25 protein-coding genes are annotated in these 24,831 nt (G+C 56.2%); 17 read left to right on the top strand and 8 right to left on the bottom strand.

Annotated features, from left to right (window positions below; genetic code table 11):
• Window positions 1-2 precede the first annotated feature (2 nt).
• The 4 genes from AC2FCQ_RS22960 to AC2FCQ_RS22945 form a co-directional block, all read right to left on the bottom strand.
• Entirely contained in the window at window positions 3-389 is a 387-nt protein-coding gene (locus AC2FCQ_RS22960) for a YidB family protein (RefSeq protein WP_265553989.1), read from the bottom strand.
• 92 nt (window positions 390-481) lie between these two features.
• The gene (locus AC2FCQ_RS22955) at window positions 482-730 is read right to left on the bottom strand and encodes a GlsB/YeaQ/YmgE family stress response membrane protein (protein WP_135317107.1); all 249 of its coding nucleotides are present in this window, start codon (window positions 728-730) and stop codon (window positions 482-484) included.
• 518 nt (window positions 731-1,248) lie between these two features.
• On the bottom strand, window positions 1,249-2,151 hold the full coding sequence (locus AC2FCQ_RS22950) for a LysR substrate-binding domain-containing protein (protein ID WP_209635694.1): 903 nt from the start codon (window positions 2,149-2,151) through the stop codon (window positions 1,249-1,251).
• A 53-nt stretch (window positions 2,152-2,204) separates the two neighbouring features.
• On the bottom strand, window positions 2,205-2,978 hold the full coding sequence (locus tag AC2FCQ_RS22945) for an SDR family oxidoreductase (RefSeq protein ID WP_209635696.1): 774 nt from the start codon (window positions 2,976-2,978) through the stop codon (window positions 2,205-2,207).
• Window positions 2,979-3,246: 268 nt separating this feature from the next.
• On the opposite strand from AC2FCQ_RS22945, the gene AC2FCQ_RS22940 reads away from it, so the two are divergent.
• Window positions 3,247-3,663, top strand: a complete 417-nt coding sequence (locus tag AC2FCQ_RS22940) for a VOC family protein (RefSeq protein WP_209635698.1) — start codon at window positions 3,247-3,249, stop codon at window positions 3,661-3,663.
• A 55-nt stretch (window positions 3,664-3,718) separates the two neighbouring features.
• Here the strand turns inward: AC2FCQ_RS22940 and AC2FCQ_RS22935 are convergent, their stop codons facing one another.
• Window positions 3,719-3,913 (bottom strand): hypothetical protein, encoded by a 195-nt coding sequence (locus tag AC2FCQ_RS22935; protein WP_209635700.1) that lies wholly within the window; start codon window positions 3,911-3,913, stop codon window positions 3,719-3,721.
• A gap of 257 nt (window positions 3,914-4,170) precedes the next feature.
• Here AC2FCQ_RS22935 and AC2FCQ_RS22930 point away from each other — a divergent pair, with 257 nt between their 5' ends.
• Together AC2FCQ_RS22930 and kdoO are read left to right on the top strand one after the other, a co-directional pair.
• Window positions 4,171-5,721 (top strand): sensor domain-containing diguanylate cyclase, encoded by a 1,551-nt coding sequence (locus AC2FCQ_RS22930; protein ID WP_490309026.1) that lies wholly within the window; start codon window positions 4,171-4,173, stop codon window positions 5,719-5,721.
• 342 nt (window positions 5,722-6,063) lie between these two features.
• On the top strand, window positions 6,064-6,966 hold the full coding sequence (kdoO, locus tag AC2FCQ_RS22925; RefSeq protein ID WP_209635704.1) for a Kdo hydroxylase KdoO: 903 nt from the start codon (window positions 6,064-6,066) through the stop codon (window positions 6,964-6,966).
• Window positions 6,967-7,157: 191 nt separating this feature from the next.
• Here kdoO and paaZ read toward each other — a convergent pair whose 3' ends face one another.
• Complete coding sequence (paaZ, locus tag AC2FCQ_RS22920; RefSeq protein WP_490309025.1) at window positions 7,158-9,230, bottom strand: phenylacetic acid degradation bifunctional protein PaaZ; 2,073 nt, start codon at window positions 9,228-9,230, stop codon at window positions 7,158-7,160.
• Between the two features lie 318 nt (window positions 9,231-9,548).
• On the opposite strand from paaZ, the gene paaA reads away from it, so the two are divergent.
• The 14 genes from paaA to pdxR all read left to right on the top strand — a co-directional run bounded on the left by paaA (window position 9,549) and on the right by pdxR (window position 22,383).
• Complete coding sequence (paaA, locus tag AC2FCQ_RS22915; RefSeq protein WP_490309023.1) at window positions 9,549-10,487, top strand: 1,2-phenylacetyl-CoA epoxidase subunit PaaA; 939 nt, start codon at window positions 9,549-9,551, stop codon at window positions 10,485-10,487.
• Between the two features lie 12 nt (window positions 10,488-10,499).
• Window positions 10,500-10,787: a 1,2-phenylacetyl-CoA epoxidase subunit PaaB gene (paaB, locus tag AC2FCQ_RS22910; protein WP_017893307.1), complete on the top strand. Its 288-nt coding sequence runs from the start codon at window positions 10,500-10,502 to the stop codon at window positions 10,785-10,787.
• A gap of 8 nt (window positions 10,788-10,795) precedes the next feature.
• Window positions 10,796-11,554 (top strand): 1,2-phenylacetyl-CoA epoxidase subunit PaaC, encoded by a 759-nt coding sequence (gene paaC / locus AC2FCQ_RS22905; protein ID WP_490309022.1) that lies wholly within the window; start codon window positions 10,796-10,798, stop codon window positions 11,552-11,554.
• Between the two features lie 9 nt (window positions 11,555-11,563).
• Window positions 11,564-12,061: a 1,2-phenylacetyl-CoA epoxidase subunit PaaD gene (gene paaD, locus AC2FCQ_RS22900; RefSeq protein WP_209635712.1), complete on the top strand. Its 498-nt coding sequence runs from the start codon at window positions 11,564-11,566 to the stop codon at window positions 12,059-12,061.
• 8 nt (window positions 12,062-12,069) lie between these two features.
• Entirely contained in the window at window positions 12,070-13,128 is a 1,059-nt protein-coding gene (paaE, locus tag AC2FCQ_RS22895; RefSeq protein WP_490309021.1) for a 1,2-phenylacetyl-CoA epoxidase subunit PaaE, read from the top strand.
• Window positions 13,129-13,137: 9 nt separating this feature from the next.
• Window positions 13,138-13,911 carry a 2,3-dehydroadipyl-CoA hydratase PaaF gene (gene paaF / locus AC2FCQ_RS22890; protein ID WP_265554009.1) on the top strand — a complete coding sequence of 258 codons (774 nt, stop codon included), beginning with the start codon at window positions 13,138-13,140 and terminating at the stop codon, window positions 13,909-13,911.
• Window positions 13,912-13,914: 3 nt separating this feature from the next.
• Window positions 13,915-14,706, top strand: a complete 792-nt coding sequence (paaG, locus tag AC2FCQ_RS22885; RefSeq protein WP_490309020.1) for a 2-(1,2-epoxy-1,2-dihydrophenyl)acetyl-CoA isomerase PaaG — start codon at window positions 13,915-13,917, stop codon at window positions 14,704-14,706.
• Between the two features lie 2 nt (window positions 14,707-14,708).
• Window positions 14,709-16,226, top strand: coding sequence for a 3-hydroxyacyl-CoA dehydrogenase (locus tag AC2FCQ_RS22880; protein WP_265554014.1), 1,518 nt, complete (start codon window positions 14,709-14,711; stop codon window positions 16,224-16,226).
• Window positions 16,226-16,666, top strand: a complete 441-nt coding sequence (gene paaI, locus AC2FCQ_RS22875; RefSeq protein ID WP_490309041.1) for a hydroxyphenylacetyl-CoA thioesterase PaaI — start codon at window positions 16,226-16,228, stop codon at window positions 16,664-16,666. The genes AC2FCQ_RS22880 and paaI overlap by 1 nt, the downstream gene beginning before the upstream one ends.
• The gene (pcaF, locus tag AC2FCQ_RS22870; protein ID WP_490309019.1) at window positions 16,663-17,868 is read left to right on the top strand and encodes a 3-oxoadipyl-CoA thiolase; all 1,206 of its coding nucleotides are present in this window, start codon (window positions 16,663-16,665) and stop codon (window positions 17,866-17,868) included. The genes paaI and pcaF overlap by 4 nt, the downstream gene beginning before the upstream one ends.
• A 15-nt stretch (window positions 17,869-17,883) precedes the next feature.
• Entirely contained in the window at window positions 17,884-19,191 is a 1,308-nt protein-coding gene (paaK, locus tag AC2FCQ_RS22865; RefSeq protein ID WP_265554018.1) for a phenylacetate--CoA ligase PaaK, read from the top strand.
• Between the two features lie 78 nt (window positions 19,192-19,269).
• Window positions 19,270-20,208: a phenylacetic acid degradation operon negative regulatory protein PaaX gene (paaX, locus tag AC2FCQ_RS22860; RefSeq protein ID WP_209635727.1), complete on the top strand. Its 939-nt coding sequence runs from the start codon at window positions 19,270-19,272 to the stop codon at window positions 20,206-20,208.
• A gap of 12 nt (window positions 20,209-20,220) precedes the next feature.
• On the top strand, window positions 20,221-20,817 hold the full coding sequence (paaY, locus tag AC2FCQ_RS22855) for a phenylacetic acid degradation protein PaaY (protein ID WP_265554022.1): 597 nt from the start codon (window positions 20,221-20,223) through the stop codon (window positions 20,815-20,817).
• A gap of 81 nt (window positions 20,818-20,898) precedes the next feature.
• A complete protein-coding gene (pdxR, locus tag AC2FCQ_RS22850) occupies window positions 20,899-22,383 on the top strand; it encodes a MocR-like pyridoxine biosynthesis transcription factor PdxR (RefSeq protein WP_490309018.1) in 1,485 nt (494 codons plus the stop codon).
• Between the two features lie 21 nt (window positions 22,384-22,404).
• Here pdxR and AC2FCQ_RS22845 read toward each other — a convergent pair whose 3' ends face one another.
• Together AC2FCQ_RS22845 and AC2FCQ_RS22840 are read right to left on the bottom strand one after the other, a co-directional pair.
• Window positions 22,405-23,322, bottom strand: coding sequence for a DMT family transporter (locus AC2FCQ_RS22845; RefSeq protein ID WP_490309017.1), 918 nt, complete (start codon window positions 23,320-23,322; stop codon window positions 22,405-22,407).
• 95 nt (window positions 23,323-23,417) lie between these two features.
• The gene (locus tag AC2FCQ_RS22840; RefSeq protein ID WP_209635736.1) at window positions 23,418-24,818 is read right to left on the bottom strand and encodes an amino acid permease; all 1,401 of its coding nucleotides are present in this window, start codon (window positions 24,816-24,818) and stop codon (window positions 23,418-23,420) included.
• Between the last annotated feature and the right edge of the window lie 13 nt (window positions 24,819-24,831).

Here is a 24,831-nt window from a genome sequence, read left to right as displayed (position 1 = left end):
CATTATTTGAACAGTTTACCGACCATGTCGCCCAGTTCGTTGCTGTCTTGCTGCACTTCCCCATTGGGTGACGCCGCGTCAGCGACCGTTGGCAGGAACTGCGCAATCGTCGCTGATGCCTGAGCCGGGTCGATCCCCAGCTTTTCTGCCAACTGGTTAATCGCATCGCTACCCAGCGCCTGCTGCACGTGATCGCCGCTTATCTGCTGGTTTTCACCGTTGCCCAGCCATGAGCCGACCACATCGCCGAATTGCCCCTGACGGAACTTGTCCAGAATCGCCTGCAGACCACCCTGTTGCTCAACCCATTGCATGATAGCAACGTAATCCAGGCCTTTACCGTTACTGCCGCCCAGAATGTTGCCCAATACGCTATCAAACAGACCCATGGTAATCTCCTTCAGGCCGTCGGCATAAGCCGCACGCCCCTGTGACTTAACGAAAAAGGGCCGCCGTAGCGACCCTATTGATCAGCACCGAATCAGTTTCTGATCTTTCTGTAGACAAAAAGTACTACCAGAGCACCAATTACCGCGACAACAAAACTGCCCAGGTTGAAGCCGTCAACACGGCCCATACCGAAGAAGGTACTGATATAGCCGCCGACAACAGCACCGATGACCCCCAGGATGACGGTCATGATAAATCCGCCACCGTCCTTGCCCGGCATGATCCATTTAGCCAAGATACCGGCGATTAAACCAAAAATGATCCAGGAAATGATGCCCATTTTTACTCTCCCTATTACCTTTTGCCTAAAAGAAACTCTATCACCAGACCCACGACGGCGCCTGCTCCAACCCTGATCGATATTTTCGCACTGGTATTTCCCTGTGCTTGCCGTGACCGGCAGCGCGATACAGGGTGAATCGCGCTAAACACGCATCTTCACACTGTTACTATAGACAAATATCAGCAGTTTACACATTTCCGTCTGTCTGAATTTGTCTGTACATAAAACGACCACCTTCATCTAACTGTCATTTCTGCGCGCTATAACAAGGAGGAATTTCCCTGCGGGAGACAGACCATGACCAACACACCCTTTTTACTGATACTGGCCGCGTTATACGCCCTGGCTGCCGTCTGGGATGGCTCTGCCACCCTCCTGCTTATGTAATGTTACACATCCTTTGTCACTTTATTGTTGGCTTTAATTGTGTCTTGTTTTTTCAGCAAATTTAATTGGCTGAAAACCAATAATAAATTCCGCCGCGTTTAGATAAAAATCCCATAGGCCATCAGGCTTTAGGGTTCACAAAACGGCTTGATTAAGTGGCTAAACCACTCGGCAAACGCGATGAAACGTGCCGAACGCTGGCGGCGGTGCGGGTAAAGCAACGCAATGCCCATCGCTGGCGGACGAGCCTGTGGCAAGATTTCACACAGACTGCCGTTATCCAGATGATGCTGAACATCAAATCGGGGTATCTGCATCAACCCCAGTCCTGCCAAACAACACCCGATATAGCTTTCTGCATTGTTAACCGTCACCCGGCTGCGTAGCGTTTTTTCACCATAGTGCTCCCCTTGTTGCCACGACCAGGTATCTGCCCCTGCCAGCGTAGGTTGCGCATAGCCCACCACCCAATGATCGTCCAATTGAGCAGGCGTATGCGGGATACCGTAACGCTGCAGGTAGTCCGGGCTGGCGCAGTTAATCATGCTGAGTCGGCCCAGTGGCTGGCTGACCAGGCTGCTGTCGCTGAGGCTACCCACGCGTACCACGCAGTCGACCCCTTCCTGAATCAAATCGATTGAGCGGTCGCTGGCACTGAGAAATAACTGAATGTCGGGGTACTGAGAAAAGAAATCGGGCAATGCGGGTACCAGCATCCGCCGGGCTATGCGGCTGGGGACATCAACGGTCAGACGACCATCAATGGGGCCGTTTTGGCGGTGAAAAAGGTTTTCCAATTCTTCCACGTCACCCAGCAGGTTGCGTGCTTTCTCAAGTAACAGTTCACCGTCGCTGGTCAGTTGCACCCGCCGGGTGGTGCGATGAAACAGACGAGCGCCCATTTCATGTTCCAGTTGCTGTATTGCCGCCGACACCGTGGTTTTCGGCATCATCAAGATTTGCGAGGCTCGGATGAAACTGCCTACCTCGGCAACCTGGATAAAAACCCGCAATCTCCCTATTTTATCCACCGATTGTGCATCCTGATAAACAGGCTGCGGCACAGGCCGCAGCAGAATTGAGATTAACGAGTAGTATAGCCACCGTTGGCAAACAGCGTCTGACCGGTGATCCACCAGCCGTCAGTGACCAAAAATTTAACGATTGGCGCGATGTCTTCGATGTCGGTCAGACCCGTTTTCGAAAACTTGCTCAGTGCAGCAGCACTGCTGTGATAGTCCACCGCTTCTTTGCTTTCCTGGCCGTAGAAGAACGGGGTATCCATTGGCCCTGGGCCGATTGCATTCACGCTGATCCCGCGTTCGCCAAATTCTTTGGATGCAGCGCGGGTGAAGTGCTCTACCGGCGCCTTGCTGCCAGGATAGACCGCATAAAATGGCGTGTAGGCAGCCAACAATGAACTGACAATCGTCACAATGCGCCCGTTGTCGGCCAGATGTTTACCCGCCTGTTGGATAAAGAAAAACGCCGCCTTGGCGTTGATGTCAAAACTGCTGTCGTAATCTGCTTCGGTGACGTCGGCAATCGGTTTTTTGATCACCAGACCCGCTGTATTGATCGCAATATCCACTTTGCCGAACGCCGTGACCGCCTCTTCGAACAGCCGTGCCACGTTACCAGGCTGCGTCAGATCGCCCTGTACCGCTATCGCCTGTGCACCTGCTGCTTTCACTGCCTTCAGCGTGTCTTCCGCTGCCGTTCGAGTCGCATCACTGTTGTAATGCACCACCACGGCCGCCGCACCGTTAGCCGCCAGATCGCGTGCTACCAGGCCACCCAAGTTCTTCGCGCCGCCCGCGATCAAAACGACTTTTCCATTTAAAGATTGCTTGCTCATTACAGTCACTCCGTTAGTGAAGGGTGTAACGAGTATAGAAACTGTGACCGCTCAGATAATCTGTCCAAACTGGGATGAACTGTCCCGGTTTTTTGGCCAATAGCCCCCGCAATGCAAGAAATTCTTACAGCGTGATCGCCCACAAGGCATTCAGCGCTAATCGCACTACACTTGTAAGTTGCCAACGGCAATAGTCGCAAACAGAAACTATTGCTTCCCGCCCGTGGGCACTCAAAGGTTCTGACGGGCCATAACAGAGGTCAATGTCATGTTGATTCAACCCTATTTATTTTTTAGCGGTAACTGTGAGCAGGCGGTTAACTTCTACGTGGCGCAGTTGGGCGCTAAACTTGAAATGATGATGCGTTACAAAGAGATGCCGGAAGAGGCCAAGCAAGGAAACCCGCAAGATGTCGATCCAGAGGCCATCATGCATGCGCGGTTATTGATTGGTGAAACCGCGTTGATGGCCTCCGACGGCTGCCCACAAGATGGCGCCGACGCATCGCACAAAGGATTTGCGCTGTCACTCAATCCGAGCAACGTCGAACAAGGGCGTGAGCTGTTTGAAAAGCTTTCACAGGGCGGTCAAGTGACCATGCCTTTCCAGCCCACCTTCTGGGCCAAGGGTTTCGGCATGCTAACCGACAGGTTTGGTGTTAATTGGATGGTTAACGTTGAATAACGCGTCATCTCGGTGCGGTGTCCGCCGCCGATAGCGGCCATCGTACCGCCAACGCTCAGTTGTAGTGATACCAGTCGTACGCCGCCATGGCGAACAACACAAACATGGCAGCCAACAGCACCAGCCCTAAACGCCAGTAAGGCGATTTACGCCGCCGCCAGGCAAACCCAATCAATAACGCCAGCACCCCCAAGGTTACTGGATAATAAACAACCAACGTCAATAAACTAATAATGATGTAATCAGACATGCCGGGATCCCTTATTATTCTCTAATCCGGTTTTATGGCGAATTGTATACCGATGAATTTCACCTTGTCTCTAGAGGAACACCCCGCTCATCGCCATGTTTGAATGGGACTCGCATACGACACCTACGCAATCGGGAACGAATATGTTCGCATGGCAGTTTGCTCATTTTGCGTAAGGGAGTAGTGGTCTGCCGGATTAACGAATAAGATGTAGGATTGTTCTTAACACGATTTGAAGATTGTATAGCAAGGGTGACATGACACAGCAGCAACCTCAGAATGCCGAGCAGCCGCACAACGGTAAAAATTCCCCGTTATTATTCCAGGCCGGCGTATTTGTCGTCATCGTTGCCGCCACGTTGATCCTGTTTAACGCCTGGCAGATTTGGAATGCGCACCAGCGTGACCTGCAAAGCGCCAACCATGAATCTGCTAATCTGGCACGCTCTTTGGCGCAGCATGCTGATGATACCTTTATGCAGACAGACAGCACGCTGGCTGATCTTACCGAACGGATTCAACACGATGGGTTAGGCCAACTGCAACAATTGCGGCTGCAAAGAGTCATGCAATCCCAGGTCAGTAACCTGCCTCAACTGCACGGTCTGTTTGTCTACGATGCTAAAGGAAATTGGATCGTCACTTCATCGGGAAGATTCGTACAAAACGCCAACAATGCCGATCGCGAGTATTTTAAATATCACCTCGATCACAACAGCAACACGATCTATATCGGTAAAGTCGTGCGTAGCCGTTCTACCGGCGATTTAATCATCCCGGTGTCGCGGCGTTTTAATAACCCGGACGGCAGTTTTGCCGGGGTAATCTTGGCCACACTGTACGTCGATTATTTCCGCCAGTTTTACGATACCTTTGCGTTGAACAGCGATGCATCACTCAACCTGTTATTGGCGGACGGCACCATTCTCTACCGTCGCCCTTATTCCGTTGCCTCCATCGGCAAGAACATCTCTGATGGCGTACTGTTTCGCGAAATTCTGCCGCACTCCGAATTCGGTAATGCCACCATTATCTCGCGCTACGACAAGGTGGAACGGATTTATGGCTATTCGCGAGTGAACCGTTACCCATTGGTGATTGCGGCGGGCTTGTCGAAAGAAGATGCACTGGCCGATTGGCGCAATGACTCTGGCGTATTTGCCCTGGGGGGGGTCACCCTACTGGCTATTCTGCTGGCGTTGGGCCTCGTGCTGATGCGCCAAATCAATCACAGTGTACGAACCGAAGCGGAACTCATGCGCACCCGAGATCAGCTCACCAGCATCAATCGCACGCTGGAAGAGCTGGCACTGCTGGATGGCCTGACTGGCCTGGCCAACCGCCGTCAGTTTGATATCGCGTTAAAAAATGAGCTGATGCGCGCTTCACGCAATTATCGCAGCGTGGCGTTGTTGATGCTGGATATCGACTATTTCAAGCAGTATAACGACATCTACGGCCACGTCGCCGGCGATCAGTGTCTGCAGCAGATCGGGCAGATGCTTAAAGGGTTAGCCAGCCGCAGTAACGACATTATGGCCCGTTACGGTGGTGAAGAAATGGGCATCATTCTGCCGGATACCGATGCTCAAGGCGCGTTTATCTTCGCTGAACGCGTTATCGAGGCGATGCGTGATTTGAAAATACCGCATCGGGGCAACCCTCATGGCATCGTCACCATCAGTATTGGTATCTATGCCAAGGTTCCGCATATGTATAACGACACACCTATTGGTTTTATCAACCAGGCAGACAGTGCGCTGTACCAAGCCAAAGAACAGGGTAAAAACTGCATTTATTCCGCTTAACATTCTGGGCCGCCTCCGCAGGAGGTGGCCCAGCGATAAAATAACCGCCCAACACACCAAAAAAACACAATCCACTGATTAAAAACAAAAAATATAATTAACCTTTTGATTTGTTTTTATATGGGAAGAATTAACGCTCAGCCACTCTTTTTTTACCTATTCGTGCGCTTGGCATCTTCGTTTAATGTCTGTTTACTATTTACCGCATTTTAATAGTGCTACGCTTAAAAACGCGTTCCTATTAATAATAATTAATAAAACCCAATGAAATAATCCCCCTTGGTTATAAATTCCTTTCAAAGTAAAAACAATTAAAGCATCAACCCTTCGCAAGGAGATATTATGCGTGCGGATAGCCTTACGCCTGAACAGGCAGTGATGAACTTGCCACAACGGCAGTGGGATATGGCTCCCTCATCCCTTTCCTTCTCCGCCGTAGAGGCACTGGAGCAAGGTAAGATCCTCTTTTTACCGGAGCTGGCTTTTTCATTATCGCCAGAGGAAATAACGTTACTTGACCCTACACTGGTCGATGCCAAACGTAAAAACATCAGTTATTGGCCAGAAAGGGATAAATTATCCGGCGTGGCGGTCGCGGGACAACAGCCACAAGTCCAGGCACTGTTGGCACGCTATTATCAGTCCTGCCGTCAGTTGATCTCCGGGTTATTGCCGCACTACCAGCAAACGCTGCATTCGCCCACCAACAGCTTGCGTCTGCATCCGGTTTCGGCCTGGCGTGCAACCAGTTCATGGCGTAAAGACGACAGCCGGCTGCACGTTGATGCCTTCCCTTCTCGTCCAAATCACGGGGAACGCATCCTGCGAATCTTTACCAATATCAACCCGAACGGAGAGCATCGCCAATGGCGTATTGGTGAGCCTTTTCCCGAATTAGCGCAACGTTTTATCCCGCGCCTGTCCCGCTATTCACCGTTGAGCAGTTGGTTGCAGCATAAAGTCGGTATTACCAAGCGCCGACGTAGCCATTACGACCACCTGATGCTGCAACTGCATGACGCCATGAAAGCCGACCAACACTATCAGCAGCAGGGCCCGCAACTGGCGCTGGATTTGCCACCGGGTAGCAGTTGGATCTGTTTTTCCGATCAGACGCCGCACGCGGCAATGGCAGGCCAATTTATGTTGGAACAGACCTTCCTGCTGCCGGTAGACGCCATGAAAAACCCGCAACAATCGCCGCTAAAAGTATTGGAAACACTGCTGCATCAGCCATTGCTTTAGCCCGGTTCCATCAGCAGGGTTTCCCTGCCGTGTCATCAGTGGCTGGTGCTCCACGCCTGGCTGTAGCGACTGGCTTCAGCCACCGGGGTGCCAATGCCGGCAGCAATTGCAAATGCAGGCCATTGCGTAGACCCAACCATGTTGACCAGAGTAAGGCGCTTCTTAACCCAGGCGCCCTACCCCCGCCGCCATCAGCTTGCCGGCGCAATATCCCCTTCCTGACGCGCTACCAGCGTGAGAATACTGTATAGCGCCACCGCTTGCTGGTGCTGATTGAGTACCTGGACATCCCACACCACCACGCCATGCGGGCGATCTTCTGCCGTTTTCTGCGGCTTACGGATTTTTTTCTTGCAGGTCAGTCGCACCTGAATGGTATCGCCAATCTTCACCGGTTCGATAAAGCGCAAGTTTTCCATGCCATAGTTGGCAATCACCGGCCCTACGCCAGGGTCAACAAACAGCCCGGCCGCGGCGGAAACCACAAAATAGCCGTGGGCGACTCGCTCGCCAAACAGAGACTCGGCAGCGCCGATCTTGTCCATATGCGCATAGAAATGGTCACCGCTCAGACAGGCAAAATTAACAATATCGGCCTCGGTTAGGGTACGGCGTGCCGTCAGCAGGCTTTCGCCCAGTCGCAGTTGTTCAAAGTATTTACGGAATGGATGAACCTGATCCTCAATCACCGTGGCCCCGCGCACCCACTCACGGCCGATTGCCGCCAGCATCGCCGGGCTACCCTGGATCGCGGTGCGTTGCATATAGTGTTTCACCGCCCGCAATCCGCCCAACTCTTCGCCGCCGCCGGCGCGCCCTGGCCCGCCGTGTACCAGCATCGGCAGTGGCGAACCGTGGCCGGTGGATTCCGTCGCCGCATGCCGATCCAGAATCAGCATGCGGCCATGCGCGCAGGCAGTGGCGCGAATAAACTGCGTCGCCAACGCTTCATCGGCAGTGACCAACGTTCCTGCCAGGCTCCCTTGGCCCATCAAGGCCAGTTCTATCGCCTGTTCGGTGTGTTGATAGGGCATCAGCGTTGCCACTGGGCCAAATGCCTCAGTGCCGTGCACGGCCTGATGAGCAAAGGGATCGGCGCAATAAAGCAGGGTGACCGGGTAAAATGCCCCGTTTTTCGCGCCGTCCCCCATGATGTCCAGTTTATCTGCCACCGCGCCGCACAACGGCTCGCACCCGTTGTGCAGCAAGTAGTCGACCTTCTGCTGCACATCATCGCGCTGCTCATGGCTGACCAACGCGCCCATGCGCACCTGCTCCAATTTTGGATCGCCGATTGTCACGCCCGCTAACCGCTGTAACAGTGCCTGCTGCACGTCCGCCACCCGCTTCGCCGGTACGATAATCCGCCGGATAGCCGTACATTTTTGCCCGGCTTTGGCGGTCATCTCACGGCACACCTCTTTGATAAACAGCGCAAACTCGGGCATCTGTGGCGTGACGTCTTCCCCCAACACGCAGCAGTTGAGTGAATCCGCTTCCATGGTGAAGGCTATAGATTTCTCCAGCAGGCGCGGATGAGCACGCAGCTGCTGGCCGGTCTGCGCCGACCCCGTGAAGGTCACCGCGTCCTGGTAATCCAGATGTTCAAACATGTCACCTACGCCGCCACAGACCAATTGCAATGCGCCTTCAGGTACTAAGCCACTGTCGACAATCAGCCTGACCATCGCCTGCGTTAATTGGGCCGTCGCCGTTGCCGGCTTAATGACAGCCGGCATGCCAGCCAGCCAGGTGGGTGCCAGTTTTTCCAGCATCCCCCAACAAGGGAAGTTAAAGGCATTAATATGCAGCGCGACACCTGGCCGCGATGTCAGTACGTGGCGAGCGGCAAACTGCGACTGTTTGGACAGTGGAATCAGTTCATCCTCCGGCCACAGGGTATCGTCCGGCAGTTCACGCCCCGCCAGCCCGGCATAGGCGAACAACGTGGCAATCCCCCCCTCGATATCCACCCAACCGTCACTGCGCGTCGCGCCGGTCTGGTATGAAATTTCATACAGCGCCTCTTTATGCGCCAACAGGTGTTTCGCCACCGCTTTCATCATTTGTGCACGCTGCTGGAAGGTCATTTGTGCCAGCGCCTTGCCACCTTTATTGCGTGCGTACTCCAGGCTGGCAGCCAGTGGCAACCCCTCGGAACAAACCTGATACAAGGGTTCGCCGGTGACGGCATGATGGATTTCGCGGGCGGCGCCCTGACCGAACACCCAGCCGCCAGAAAGGTAACTGTGTAACTGCTGCATTTGATCCTCCGGAATTCATAATTTTACACAACAAGGATTAATGACGTATCACATATTGTCCAGTTCATACCAAGGTAAAATTTAACAAAATTAAAACAAGAAGCCTGTCGGCGTCGCAAAAAAGACGGTTTTCAGCGACGAGGTTATTTTAAATATTCATAAATAACAATTAGATAATTAAATCACTTGTGAGTGCCATCGCAAAACCACACAAATCTCATTTGATCTTTTTGTTATCAGTTTGTAGCCTTATGGTTAGTTAACGTGATTCACACTTTTATATTTAATGTGAAAAATACGAATCACCAAGAGGTAAGCATGACAACTGACGCGCAACAACAGCAACACTTCGACGACAAAATTGCGGCGGATACCGCCATTGAAGCCAAAGATTGGATGCCGGATGCCTACCGCCAAAACCTGATCCGCCAGATTGGCCAGCATGCCCATTCCGAAGTGGTCGGCATGCTGCCTGAAGCCAACTGGTTAACCCGGGCGCCTACCCTGCGTCGCAAAGCGGTATTGCTGGCAAAAGTCCAAGACGAAGCCGGTCACGGCCTGTACCTCTACAGCGCAGCCGAAACCCTGGGTTGCTCGCGCCAGGACATCTACCAAAAGATGCTCGACGGCAAAATGAAATACTCCTCCATCTTCAATTACCCGACGCTTAACTGGGCGGACATCGGGGTGATTGGCTGGCTGGTGGACGGCGCGGCTATCGTCAATCAGGTAGCCCTGTGCCGCGCGTCTTACGGTCCTTACGCACGCGCAATGGTGAAAATCTGCAAAGAAGAAAGCTTCCACCAGCGTCAGGGGTACGAAGCAGTAATGGCAATGGCTAACGGTAACGAACAGCAGAAAGCGATGCTGCAGGACGCGATTAATCGTTTCTGGTGGCCCGTACTGATGATGTTCGGTCCCAGTGATATCGACTCGCCCCACAGCGCACAAAGCATGGCCTGGAAGATCAAACGCCACAGCAACGATGAACTGCGGCAGAAATTTGTCGACAACACCGTGCCGCAATTGGAAGCACTGGGGATTAGCGCACCGGACGCTGACCTGGCGTGGGACGCCGCTGCCGGCCACTACCGTTTCGGCAACATTGACTGGCGTGAACTGCACGAGGTGATCAAAGGGCGTGGGCAATGCAATCACGAACGACTGCAGGCCAAACGTCGCGCCTGGGAAGACGGTGCCTGGGTGCGTGAAGGCGCCCTGACCCACGCGTCGAAAAACACCTCAACCGCTGCATAAAAGGAATCGATGATGACACACGTTGAATGGCCGCTGTATGAAGTGTTTATCCGCAGCAAACAAGGGTTGGCACACCGCCATGTCGGCAGCCTGCATGCCGCTGATGATCAAATGGCGCTGGAAAATGCACGCGATGCCTATACCCGCCGTAATGAAGGCTGCTCAATCTGGGTGGTGCAGTCCAGTCACCTGATCGCCTCACAGCCTGAGGATCGCGAAGCTTTCTTCGATCCGTCCGATGACAAAATTTACCGTCATCCGACGTTCTATACCATTCCCGACGGCATCAAGAACATGTAGAGGCGGTTATGACCCTTAACGATCCGCGAATCACTTATATCCTGCGTCAGGGCGACACGCCACTGATCCTCGCCCAACGGTTGTGCGCCTGGTGTGGACACGCACCGGAGCTGGAAATCGACCTGGCGCTGGCGAACATTGGCCTGGACCTGCTTGGCCAGGCGCGCAACTTTCTCGGCTATGCCGCCGAGCTGGCGGGGCCGCAATACAGCGAAGACCGTTTGGCTTTCGGTCGTGACGAACGCGAGTTTCACAACCTGCTGCTGGCAGAGCAACCCAACGGCGGTTTCAACGACACTCTGGTACGCCAGTTCCTGATCGATGCCTATCACGTACAACTGCATCAGGCCCTGAGCAACAGCCGCGATGCTCAAATAGCCGCTATCGCCGCCAAGTCGCTAAAAGAAGCGCATTACCACCTACGTTTCAGCCGCGGCTGGATGATCCGCCTGGGTGACGGTAGCCCACTCAGCCATCAAAAAATCCAGCAGTCGCTGGACAACCTGTGGCGATTTACCGCCGAACTGTTCCACGCCGATGACCTGGAGCAGCAATTAGCAGAACAGGGTATCGCCGCCGATCCACGTCAGCTTGAAGCACCGTGGCTCGCGCTAGTCAATGATACGTTACAACAAGCCACCCTGACGTTGCCCACAGAGCAGGCGTTCCGCCATGGCGGCAAACAAGGACAGCATAGCGAGCACCTCGGTCCACTGCTGGCAGAGATGCAATTTCTGCAACGCGCCTATCCGAACGCGAACTGGTAGGAGGCCGTTATGAACATAACCCGGCTACAGGCCCCTGAGATCCCGCAAATTTGGCACTGCCTGCAACAGATCAGCGATCCGGAATTGCCGGTGCTGTCGATTACCGATCTGGGCATGGTGCGCGACGTTGAGGCTGAAGGTACCGGCTGGCGCATTACCTTTACGCCGACCTACTCCGGTTGCCCCGCCACCGAGTTCCTGCTTGAGGCAATAGAACAGCGCCTTGCAGAGGCAGGATTCAGCCCAGTGAAAGTGACGATCCAACTCAGCCCAGCCTGGACCACCGACTGGATGAACGCCGCTGCACGCGCACGGCTGCGCGAATATGGCGTTGCGCCGCCACAGGGGCAAACCTGTGACAAACCGCAGTTGCACGGCCCGGTACCTTGCCCGCGTTGTGGCAGCACTCACAGCGAGAAAATCAGCGAATTTGGTTCCACTGCTTGCAAGGCGTTGTACCGCTGCTGCGATTGCCGTGAACCCTTCGATTACTTCAAATGTATTTAGGAAACGCCATGACGGTCTTCCATCGCCTGAACGTCGCCGCCATCGAGCGCGAAACGCCGGACGCCGTAGCCATCACACTGCGGGTGCCCGAAGAACTCAAAGGTCACTATCGCTACACGCCGGGTCAACATCTGACGCTCAAGGCGCAGATTGACGGTGAAGAGTTACGTCGCTGCTATTCCATATGCAGTTCGCCGCAGGAGGGGCTGTTGCAGATTGGCGTTAAAGCCATTCACCAGGGGCGATTCTCCTCGTTCGTTAACCGCATGCTGAAGGTCGGTGACGCGCTGGAGGTCATGGTGCCACAAGGGCGTTTCGGCTATCAGCCACAGGCAGAAAATAGCGGTAACTATCTGGCCATTGCCGCCGGTTCCGGTATTACGCCAATGCTGTCGATCATCAAAGCCACGCTACAACTCGAACCACGCAGCAGCTTCACGTTAATTTACGGCAATCGCAGCAGCCGTTCGATGATGTTCAAAGAAGCACTGTCCGATCTGAAAAACCGCTACCCGCAGCGCTTTCAGCCACTCTATATGTTCAGCCAGGAAAACCTGGACAGCCCTTTGCTGAGTGGTCGTATTGACCGCGAGCACCTGCTGGCTATCGGCAAGACCCTGCTGGATTACCCTGACTATGACCACGCCTTTATCTGCGGGCCTGAAGCCATGATGGACGATGCCCAAAGCGTGCTGGAACAGGCCGGCGTGCCCACTGGGCACATTCATAGTGAACGTTTTAACACCAGCGGCATTGCCGCTCGGCCGGTCAATGATGGCAATCGTAACGCCACCCAGGTGGAAATCTTGCTTGATGGTCGTCGCGTGAATATCGAGGTTGGCGCACAGGACGACAGCATTCTTGATGCAGCGCTGCGTCAAGGCGCCGATCTGCCCTATGCGTGCAAAGGTGGGGTATGCGCCACCTGCAAATGCCGTTTAAGGGCCGGCCAGGTGGATATGGCCGTCAACTACAGCCTGGAGCCGGATCAGTTGGCGGCAGGTTACGTATTGAGCTGCCAGTCGTGGCCTCGCGGCGACGGTGTGGTCTTGGACTTTGACGTATAGGAGCCACCAATGGAAACCCCTTTGATCCTGCGACAGCAACACCAGCGCGTGGTGACACTGACGCTCCACCGCCCAGAGGCCCGCAACGCCCTGAACACCCCGTGCCTGGAACAGCTGGTTTATTTGCTGGAACACGCCGACGCCGACACCGGCGTTGGCGCCGTGGTCATTACCGGTGCCGCCCGTTTCTTTGCAGCCGGTGCCGATCTGCATGAGCTGCAGCAACAAGATCTGCCCGCAGCGCTGACAGATCGTCGCCCGTTGCTGTGGCAACGGCTGGCACAATTTAGCAAACCCCTGCTAGCGGCAGTGAACGGTTATGCGCTGGGTGCAGGCTGCGAACTGGCCCTGGCCTGCGACATCGTTATCTGCGGTGAAAGCGCCCGCTTTGGCCTACCGGAAATTACCCTCGGCTTGATGCCGGGTGCCGGTGGCACACAGCGATTAATCCGCTGCGTCGGTAAGTCTCGAGCCAGCCAAATGGTGCTGACAGGAGAAGCCATTACCGCCGCAAGTGCATTGCAAGCCGGATTGGTCAGTGAGGTATGCGTAGATGCACTCACGCTGGAACGCACACAGCAGATAGCTGAACGCATCAGCCTACAAGCACCGCTGGCACTCCGTGCCGCCAAACAGGCTCTGAAACAGGCTGAAGAAACCGGCCTTAGCCAGGGGCTGGCCATTGAACGTCAGCAATTCGTCACTCTGGCGGCCACCGACGATCGCCGTGAAGGCATCGCCGCCTTCTTCGAAAAACGTACGCCAAACTATCAGGGGCGCTGATTTATGGATAATGCATTGATTCTCACCCACCTCGAAGCCGGGGTGCTGACCCTGACCCTCAACCGTCCGGACCGGCTCAACAGCTTTAACGATGAGATGCACCGCCAGTTAAGTGAAGCGCTCACTCTCGCTGAAAGGGACGACAAGGTACGCTGCCTGCTGATCACCGGAGCCGGGCGTGGTTTTTGCGCCGGACAAGATCTCAATGATCGCAATGTCAGCGTTGAGCAACAGGCACCCGACCTCGGTCTGTCAGTGGAACGTTTCTATAACCCGCTGATCCGCCGCCTGACCGCCTTGCCAAAACCGGTGGTATGCGCCGTCAATGGCGTAGCGGCAGGCGCTGGTGCTGCTCTGGCGCTCGCCTGCGATATCGTGATTGCCGCCGATAACGCCAACTTTATTCAGTCCTTCTGTCGTTTGGGCCTGGTACCGGATTCCGGCGGCAGCTGGTTCCTGCCACGCTTGGCAGGCCACGCCCGCGCCATGGGCATGGCCATGCTGGGTGACAAAATCAGCGCACAACAGGCGCTGGCCTGGGGCATGATCTGGCAAGTTGTGGCTGCGGATGAATTGGCGTCAATCAGCCAAACATTGGCACAGCACCTGGCCACTCAACCAACCTATGGGCTGGGGCTGATTAAAAAAGCCCTCTACAGCTCGGCGAACAACACCCTCGATCAGCAGCTTGATTTGGAGCGCGATCTACAGCGCCTCGGCGGCCGCAGCGACGACTACCGTGAAGGGGTCAGTGCCTTCTTCGCCAAACGCCCTCCTTCTTTCAGCGGGAAATGATCATGAACCTGCCGAACGTCAACGCAAGGGTCGCGGTGATCGGTGCCGGAACCATGGGGATAGGTATCGCCCAAGTCGCGGCTCGCGCCGGGCATCAGGTACTGCTATTTGATATCGCCGCCACCGCCGCCCAACGGGCACTCGACGCGCTCGGGCAGCGGCTGCGCCTACGGGTTGCGTCTGGTAAGGCTGATGCTGCCAGCACCGAAGCGTTGCTGGCACGCATTCATCCGGTAGATGCATTGAGTCAACTGGCCGACAGCGAACTGGTGATTGAAGCGGTAGCAGAAAAACTGCCGATCAAACAGAGCCTGTTCCGCGAGCTGGAGGCCCTGTGCTCCCCTGCCACTCTGTTTGCCAGCAACACGTCATCATTGTCCATCACCGCCATTGCGGGAGCCTTACAGCACCCACAACGCCTGGCTGGTTTGCACTTCTTCAACCCAGCACCGCTGATGAAGCTGGTCGAGATCGTCAGCGGCCTGGACACCAGCGCCGAAACCGTGGCGACGCTGCAAGCGCTCACCCAACAATGGGGTAAACAAAGCGTCCTGTGCCGTTCCACACCCGGTTTTATTGTGAACCGCGTAGCACGGCCTTTTTATGCCGAAACCCTCCGCGCGTTGGAAGAACAGGTCGCCGATGCCACGACGCTCGATGCCGTGATGCGTGACGCGGGTGGCTTCGCCATGGGGCCACTGCAATTGACCGATATGATTGGTCAGGACGTCAACTACGCCGTGACCGAGTCCGTATTTCACGCCTTCTTCCAGGATCCCCGTTTTACACCCTCTCTGGTACAGCAAGAACTGGTCGCCGCCGGCCGCCTGGGGCGGAAAAGCGGCCAGGGGTTTTACCGTTATGGCGATCATCCTCAACCGGCTGCCACCTGCTTACCCGCCTCGACCGCCGCGTTACCACGCAGTATCACGCTGCACGGCGATCCTGCGGGCATGACTCTGTTGGCCACTTTGCTGACGGAAAATGCGGTCACGATCAAACAACCTGGCCAGACCAGCGCATTTGCCCGGATAGATGAAGTTACATTTATGTTAACAAATGGTAAAACAGCTAGCCAAATCGCCGAGGAAACCGGGACCCCCGTGGTGCTGTTTGATCTGTCCGCCCACTATTCGCAGGCGTCCACCGTCGCCATAAGCTGCGCGGCGCAAAACGACGCCCGGCACAACGCCACGGTAGTGCGCCTGCTGCAATCCCTTGGCAAAAAAGTGATTCAGTTACCGGACTATCCCGGCCTGTTGGTCATGCGCACCCTCGCCATGCTGGCGAATGAAGCACTCGACGTGGTGAACAAGGGCGTTGCCAGTGCTGCCGATACCGATCGCGCCATGTGCTGCGGGGTCAATTACCCTCGTGGCCCGCTGGAATGGGCAGCCGCTCTGGGTTGGCAACAGATCCTGACCACGCTGGAAAACCTGCAACACTATTACGGTGAACCTCGCTACCGTCCCATGCCGCTGCTGCGCCACTACGCATCCCTCTCTTCAGGAGCCCAATGATGAACGCCAATACGCCCCATGGGCTGGCGCAACGCTGCGCCGAACAGATGTTTCAACAAGATACCTGCGCGCAGGCAATGGGCATGCGTGTGGATGCCGTAGACGCCGGTTTCGCCCGCGTCAGCATGACCGTCGGCCCGCAGATGCTCAATGGGCACCAGACGTGCCATGGCGGTCAACTGTTTAGCCTGGCGGATACCGCCTTCGCTTACGCCTGCAACAGCCAAGGGTTAGCCGCTGTCGCATCCGGCTGCAGCATCGATTTCATCCGCCCTGCGCTGGCAGGCGATCGCCTGACCGCCAGCGCCGAAGTACGCCATCAGGGCAAAACAACGGGGTTATATGACGTGGAAATCGTCAACCAACTGGGCAAAACCGTCGCTTGGTTCCGCGGCCGTGCACATCGCCTGGGCCACCACATTTTAGGGGAACAACCATGAAACAGGCGTTTATCTGCGACGGCGTCCGCACGCCAATAGGCCGTTACGGTGGTGCACTCGCCAACGTGCGTGCTGATGATTTAGCCGCGCTGCCGTTGCGTACTCTGCTGGCCCGCCATCCCCAGGTGGACTGGTCGTTGGTTGATGACGTGATCCTGGGTTGTGCCAATCAGGCCGGGGAAGATAACCGCAATCTGGCACGCATGGCGGCGCTACTGGCCGGTCTGCCGGTCAATGTGTCCGGTACCACCGTCAACCGTTTGTGTGGCTCAGGGTTGGACGCCCTGGCAATGGCGGCGCGCAGCATCAAAGCCGGTGACGCTGAGCTGGTATTGGCTGGCGGTGCGGAATCGATGACGCGGGCACCGCTGGTGATGGGCAAGGCCGACAGTGCCTTCAGCCGCCAGGCACAACTGTATGACACCACCCTGGGCTGGCGTTTTATTAATCCGCTGATGCAGGCACAGTTCGGCACCGACTCGATGCCAGAAACCGCCGAAAACGTGGCGGCACAGTTCAACATCAGCCGTGCCGATCAAGATGCTTTCGCGCTGCGTAGTCAGCAACGCACTGCTCAGGCACAAGAGCGCGGATGGCTGGCGCAGGAAATTGAGCCGGTCAGCCTCAGCGGCAAAAAAGGCGTCGTCACGCTGTTCAGCCGGGACGAGCATCCACGCGCAGACACTCAGTTGGCACAATTGCAGGCGCTGAAAACCCCGTTCCGCCAACCCGGCACGGTAACCGCTGGCAACGCATCCGGCTTGAATGACGGGGCAGCTGCGCTGATCGTCTCCTCTGAGAAAATGGCCCTAAGCCAGGGTTTAACGCCGCGGGCGCGTATCGTCGCCACCGCCACCTGCGGTGTCGAACCCAGTCTGATGGGTATGGGACCGCTGCCAGCGACCCGCAAGGTGCTGGAGATAGCCGGACTGAGTCTGGCGCAAATGGACGTGATTGAACTCAATGAGGCGTTTGCCGCCCAGGCGCTGGCCGTGCTGCGCCAGCTTGGCCTGCCTGACGACGCACCACAGGTAAACCCCAACGGCGGTGCGATCGCCCTGGGCCACCCGCTGGGTATGAGCGGTGCGCGTTTGGCGCTGGCCGCCCTGTTTGAACTGGAACGGCGTTCCGGTCGCTACGCACTGTGCACCATGTGCATCGGCGTCGGCCAAGGCATCGCCATGATTATTGAGCGAGTTTGATCCCCGAGGCTAACTATGACAACTAATCCACAGCCACTCGATGCCATTGAGTTCGCCTCGCGCGATGAGATTGAAGCGTTGCAATTGGAACGTCTGAAATGGACGCTTCACCACGCTTACAACAATGTGCCGATGTATAAACGCAAGTTCGATCAGGCGGGTGTCCACCCCGACGATCTCAAACAGCTGAACGACCTGACCCGCTTCCCCTACACCACCAAGCAAGACCTGCGTGACAACTATCCCTTCGACACCTTCGCCGTGCCGATGGAGCAAGTGGTCCGTATTCATGCCTCGTCAGGGACTACGGGGCGGCCAACCGTCGTCGGCTACACCCAGCGGGACATCGATAATTGGGCGGATATTGTTGCCCGCAGCCTACGAGCCGCCGGTGCCACCGCCAAAGACAAGGTGCATGTGGCCTACGGCTATGGGTTGTTTACCGGCGGGCTGGGGGCGCATTACGGTGCGGAGCGGCTTGGGGCAACGGTGATCCCGATGTCCGGCGGGCAAACGGAACGACAGGCCCAGTTAATCCTGGACTTCAAACCCGACGTGATCATGGTGACGCCTTCCTACTGTTTGACATTGATCGACGAGCTGGAGCGCAAAATGGGTGGCGACGCTCGCGGCTGTTCACTGCGTCTTGGGGTCTTCGGTGCCGAACCCTGGACCGAAGCGCTGCGGCACGAGATCGAAAGCCGCATGGGCATCAAGGCACTGGATATTTATGGTTTGTCCGAAGTGATGGGCCCAGGGGTCGCCATGGAGTGCGCAGAGAGCGGCGGTGGCCCAACGATCTGGGAAGACCACTTCCTGCCGGAGATCATCTGCCCGGAGACCGGCATCGCACTGCCAGACGGACAGCACGGTGAACTGGTGTTCACCACCCTGACCAAAGAGGCGCTGCCGGTGATTCGCTATCGCACCCGCGATCTCACCCGCCTGCTGCCGGGCGACGCACGCCAAATGCGCCGAATGGGGAAAATTACCGGTCGCTCCGACGACATGCTGATCATCCGCGGCGTCAATGTCTTCCCGTCGCAGGTTGAAGAACAAATTATGCAGTTCGAACAGCTGTCACCGCATTATCAACTGCAAGTCAGCCGCAGCGGGCACCTGGATACGCTGGCGGTGCGCGTTGAATTGAAAGAAGCGGCGCTCAGCCTCAGCCACCAGCAACGCTGTGAGATCTGCCACCAGTTACGCCACCATATCAAGTCGATTATCGGCGTCAGCACCGACGTCAGCATCGCCAACTGTGGCGATATTCCGCGTTCGGAAGGCAAGGCCCAGCGCGTGGTTGACTTAAGACCGCGCTGATTCAACGGGCGTCACGGATGACGCCTTAATGAATTGTGGTAATGTTATGCTTCATCGACGGCTAACCCATGGAAAAATATGGAACATAAACTGGATGAGTTTATCCGCCATGCCATAGACGCTCAGCCGATCAGCGGCACCTCACTGATTATCTCCTTATACGGCGATGCGCTCAGCCATCGCGGTGGCGAGGTGTGGCTCGGTAGCCTGAGCGCGTTGCTGGAAGCGTTGGGTTTCGGCGATCGCTTTGTGCGCACTTCGGTATTTCGCCTGCAAAAAGAGGGCTGGCTGGACGTCGAAAAAATCGGCCGCCGCAGCTTTTATCGGGTGACCGAACAGGGCATGCGCCAATTTCGCCACGCCGAGTCGAAAATCTATCTCAGCGAACCGCCCGCCTGGGATGGCAAATGGGATTTGCTGTTGCTGGAAGGGGCAGAAAAGAACGATCGCGCACGGCTAAAAAAAGAGCTGGGCTGGTTGGGGTTCGGTCAAATAGCCAATAACCTGATGGCCGCCCCGACGCACGTGCAAACCGACGTGACGGCGCTGCTCGGCGAACTTAACGCCAGCGAACAGGTGATCTATTTCCGTGCAGACTACCCCTATAATCGCTCAGAACAAACCTTGCAACAGATCGTGGCGAGCTGCTGGGCGCTGGCGGATGTTGCCGCCGATTATCACGAATTTATCGTTTCTTTCCGCCCGCTTATGGCGCTGCTGCGCGAAACCGATGACGTGCTGCTGACACCCCAGCGCTGTTTCCAGATTAAGCTATTATTGATCCACTTCTTCCGGCGCGTGGTGCTAAAAGATCCTTTACTGCCGGATGCCTTGCTGCCCACGCAGTGGGAGGGGCAAATCGCCCGTAATCTGTGCATCAATATTTATCAACGCGTGGATCGTGCCGCTACCGAGTATGTCAGCACGCTGGCAGAAACCACTATCGGTGCCCTGCCCGCCCCGGCAGCAGGCTATTACCGACGCTTTGGCGGCCTGCCGCGAGATCCTTCACTATAGGGAGCATTAGCTATGCCCGTGTATCAGATTGACGGCCTAACCCCAGTCGTAGACCCCAGCAGCTATGTACACCCGACGGCGGTGTTGATTGGCGATGTGATCGTCGGCAAACACGTTTATATCGGCCCAAACGCCAGCCTGCGCGGTGACTTTGGCCGATTGGTTATCTGCGACGGTGCCAATATTCAAGACAACTGCGTCATGCACGGTTTCCCGCAGCAAGACACCGTTGTGGAGCAAGATGGTCATATCGGCCATGGCGCGATCCTGCACGGCTGCCGCATCCGGCGCAATGCCATGGTCGGCATGAACGCCGTGATCATGGACGGCGCAGAGATCGGTGAGAATACCATCGTGGGGGCGATGGCATTCGTCAAGGCGGCCGCAGTGATCGACGCCAATAAATTGGTGGTCGGCAGCCCGGCGCGAGTCTTGCGTGATTTAACCGAACAGGAGCTGGCATGGAAAGTGGCTGGCACACGCGAATACCACGATCTGGTATCGCGCTGTAAGTCTTCACTGCATGAGGTCGCGCCGCTAACTGCCATTGAACCTGACCGACAGCGCCTGTGCTTTGGCGACCACCTGATTCCGAAAAGTCAGCTTTAATTGCTGCCCCAACAGGCTATTGAGGGACAAAGTGGTTTAAAGTAATGCTCTTACTTACCCCATTTACCTGGACCGGAATAGATGCCCAGAACGGCCAAAACGGTTGACGTTCCTGCGATCGGCGAGCTTGACCGCCACGCAGGGCAACTCAGCCTGCAGCTTGCCCGAGCGTTACGGGCTGCCATCAATAAGGGCGAACTGAAAGCGGGCGACCTCTTGCCCTCCACCCGCGTGCTGGCAAGCGCATTGCAGCTTGCCAGAGGCACCGTACTGGCGGCCTTCGAACAACTGACCGCAGAGGGCTTCCTGGAGGCGCAACCCGGTTCGGGTACCCGCGTAGCCCTGTCACTCACACGCCAGCCCCCTGCTCCCGCTCCGCATTCCGAAGCCTGCGACATGCCGCTTTCCAGTCAGGCACAGGCGCTGGCAAGCTTTGCAGCCCAGTTGCGGCCGCTGCCGCCAGTGCCCTTCACCGTGTCCGTACCAATCAACGATACCGCGCCCGACGATGTCTGGCGCCGGCTCGGTAACCGAATTCGCGCACGGGGACCCGGTGCCCCCGCCGGTTATGGCGAACCGCTCGGCGCATTGGCATTGCGCAAGGCCGTCTGTGAATACGTCCGTAAATCCCGCTCGGTGCTCTGTACACCCGAACAGGTCATTATCACCGCCGGTACTCAACAGGGTCTCTATCTCGCCACGCAAATTTTGCTGGATGCCGGTGACACGGCCTGGGTGGAAAACCCCGCCTATCACGGTATTACCGCCATCTTTAACAGCGTATTCAGGGATCGAATCATGGCCAGGGTCCCGGTAGATGAGGAAGGCATAGACATCGCGGCGGGTAAAAAGATCGCGCCACGGGCCAGAGCCGCCTTTGTCACCCCCTCTCATCAATACCCGTTATGCATGCCGATGAGTATGACCCGCCGACTCGAGCTGTTGGCATGGGCCAAGGAAAGCCGCGCCTGGATTGTTGAAGATGACTACGACAGCGAAATGCGCTATTCCGGTCATCCGTTCCCTTCATTACAGGGGGTGGATCCATCCAGAGTGATCTACCTGGGGACCTTCAGCAAGATCCTGTTTCCGTCGTTGCGGCTGGGTTATGCCATCGTGCCCACACCGTTAGTCGATGCCTTCTGTGGTGCCCGCGTGTTGATGGATCGCCACCCGCCCAGCGCCGACCAACACGTGCTAGCCAGTTTTATGGCGCAGGGGCATCTGGATCGCCATATACGCAGGATGCGGGGCGTGTATGCGGAAAAATGGCGTGTGCTCACCGGCGCCATTAACGCCCATATTTCTCCCGAACTGGCGGCCTTGCACCCCAGCGATCAAGGCATGCATATGCTACTATGGTTAAAGGCCGGGTTGGACGATCTGCAGGTTGTGCGCCAGGCAGCCGAAGCAGGTGTGGCCGTAAGCGCACTCTCACCCATGTATGCCAGCGGCAGCGGGAAAAGCGGGTTAATACTCGGGTTGGGCGGCTACGATGAAGCACAGATCCACCGTGCCGCCCAAACGCTCAATCAGGTACTGGTGTCGTTAGCCCACCCAGGGTAAGCCGAAACCTGCCCTCGCAGATTATCGCGAGAAACGCTTCGCGCCGTACACGCAAACCAACACCCCAACCATTACCGCAATCATGGATGGCTGGACAGTTTCATGCAGTATCAGTCCGGCAAGCGCCAGGCCGAAAAACGGTTGCAGCAGTTGCAGTTGCCCAACGGCGGCTATGCCGCCCAGCGCCAAACCACGATACCAAAAAATAAAACCTATCCACATGCTGAACAACGAAATGTAGCCCAGAGAAAGCCAGGCACCAAGACTGACCTGCGGCCATACCGTAGGGGCAGACCCCATGGCAACCGTTGCCGTTAGCGGTAACGCCACCACCAGCGCCCAGGAGATCACCTGCCACCCACCGAGTTTGCGCGTCAGTACCGCGCCTTCTGCATAACCCAGCCCGCAGAGCAGAACCGCAGCCACCATAAACACATCACCGATCCAGGAACCGCCGCTCCCCTGGCTCAGCGCGAAAGCGGCAACTAACATGCCGCCCAACATCGAAAACAGCCAGAACGCGGCCTTCGGTCGTTCCCCACCCCGCAGCACGCCGAAACACGCGGTTGCCAGCGGCAGCAGCCCGATGTACACCAGCGCATGAGCCGACGTGGTGTGCTGTAAAGCTAACGCCGTGAGCAAAGGAAAGCCAATGACCACCCCAACCGCCACCATCACCAGCGGCATGATGTCATGACGCTGCGGCCGGCGTTGGCGCATAACGCCCAGTGCAGCGATGGCCAGCAAAGCGGCAAGCACCGCCCGCATCGCGGTCAGGAACAGCGGATCAAACTCCAGCACCGCCAGTCGCGTCGCGGGCAAAGAACCGCTAAAAATCAACATCCCCAAAAAGCCGCTGGTCCACCCCTGGGCCGAGCGGCGTGCCTCCGCATCGCTAACCCGGACGATAACGCCATTTCTTTCTGTTTCACTGCGCATTGCAATACGACTCCACAATCCCGAAAGACCCTTTATTCTCCGGTTAAAGTGGTTTATTTACAGAGCCACATAATCACATTTTTTACTGAGCCAGTTTATTCCACACTCGGTGTTTCCATCGCAGCGGGCACCGGCTGATGACGACTATAGAAGTAATAGACTGCCACCAGCAGCAGGGTAAACGGGATGCCAAACCACAGGGTCATCTTGAAAAACTCGGTGAATGCCGTCGAAATCAACAGCGCGGTCATCAGTCCTGCCCCGGCCAGCGTGGTGTATGGAAAACCCCACATGCGGAATTTCAGGTGAGTGTGGCGATGCTGACGACGGAAAAACAGGTGGGTGACGAAAATCATCAACCAGGTAAAGCAGGCACCGTATACCGAAATGGACATCATGGCGGCGAACGATTTTTGCGGATACACCAGGCTCAGCACGATCGACACCACAATGCCGATACAGGACATCGCCAGTGCGCTTACCGGTATACCGCGTTGACTGACTCGCCCGAGCGCGGCCGGTGCTTGCCCGGCGCGTGACAACGAGAACATCATGCGCGTGGTGATATACAGCTGGCTGTTCATCGCCGAGAGCGCGGCCACCAGCACGATAAAATTGAAGATGCCGGCGGCGGCTGGCAAGTGGATCACGTTCATCGCCACCAGAAACGGACTTTCGCCGGTACCGGATTGCCGCCAGGGAACAATTGCCAGCATCAGCGCAATCGACAGCATATAAAAAATAAACAGCCGCAAAATCGTGCCTTTGAACGCCGTTTTTACCGCGATCACCGGGTTTTTGGCTTCGCCGGCAGCCACCGCGATCATCTCAATGCTCAGATAGCTGAAAATGGACACGATCACCGCAAACCACATTCCCTTGACGCCAAACGGGAAGAAGCCGCCGTTTGCGGTAAAGTTTTGGATGCCAAAAGACGGGTTGCCGGAGAACACCAAAATACCGATACCAATAGCGATAAACGCCGCGATAGCGACCACCTTAATGGTCGACAGCGCATACTCGACCTGGCCGAATGACTTGACGCCAATAATGTTAATGACGATGACCGCCGCTGAGAACAACAGCACCCAAGGCCAGATTGGCGTGGTCGGGAACCAGAACTGCATATACATGCCAATGGCGGTGACCTCCGTCCCCACCGCCAGCACCACGCAGGACCAATAGGAATAACGCACCAGAAAACCAAACAGTGGGCTGATGTAAAACTCGGCGTAGTCACCGAATGAACCCGGTGTCGGGTGTTCGGAGGTCATTTCCGCCAAACACCCCATCAGCAGCAGCGCAACAACGCCGCCAATAAAATAGCTCAACAATACGCTGGGACCCGCCATCTGGATGGCATAGGCACTGCCGAGAAACAGCCCGGTACCGATCGCGCCACCTATCGCCAGCATCGACATCTGCCCAGCGGTGAGCTGTTTCTGCAAACCGCCCTGCCGCCGAGCTATTTCGTCAAAACCTTTCATCTGTTTCATAGCAGTGTCCTAC

It is taken from the genome of Serratia sp. CoH_134_PS_4 (assembly GCF_058190535.1).
The sequence above is the reverse complement of the archived record's forward strand: the minus strand, read 5'-3'. Positions and strand labels throughout refer to the sequence as shown.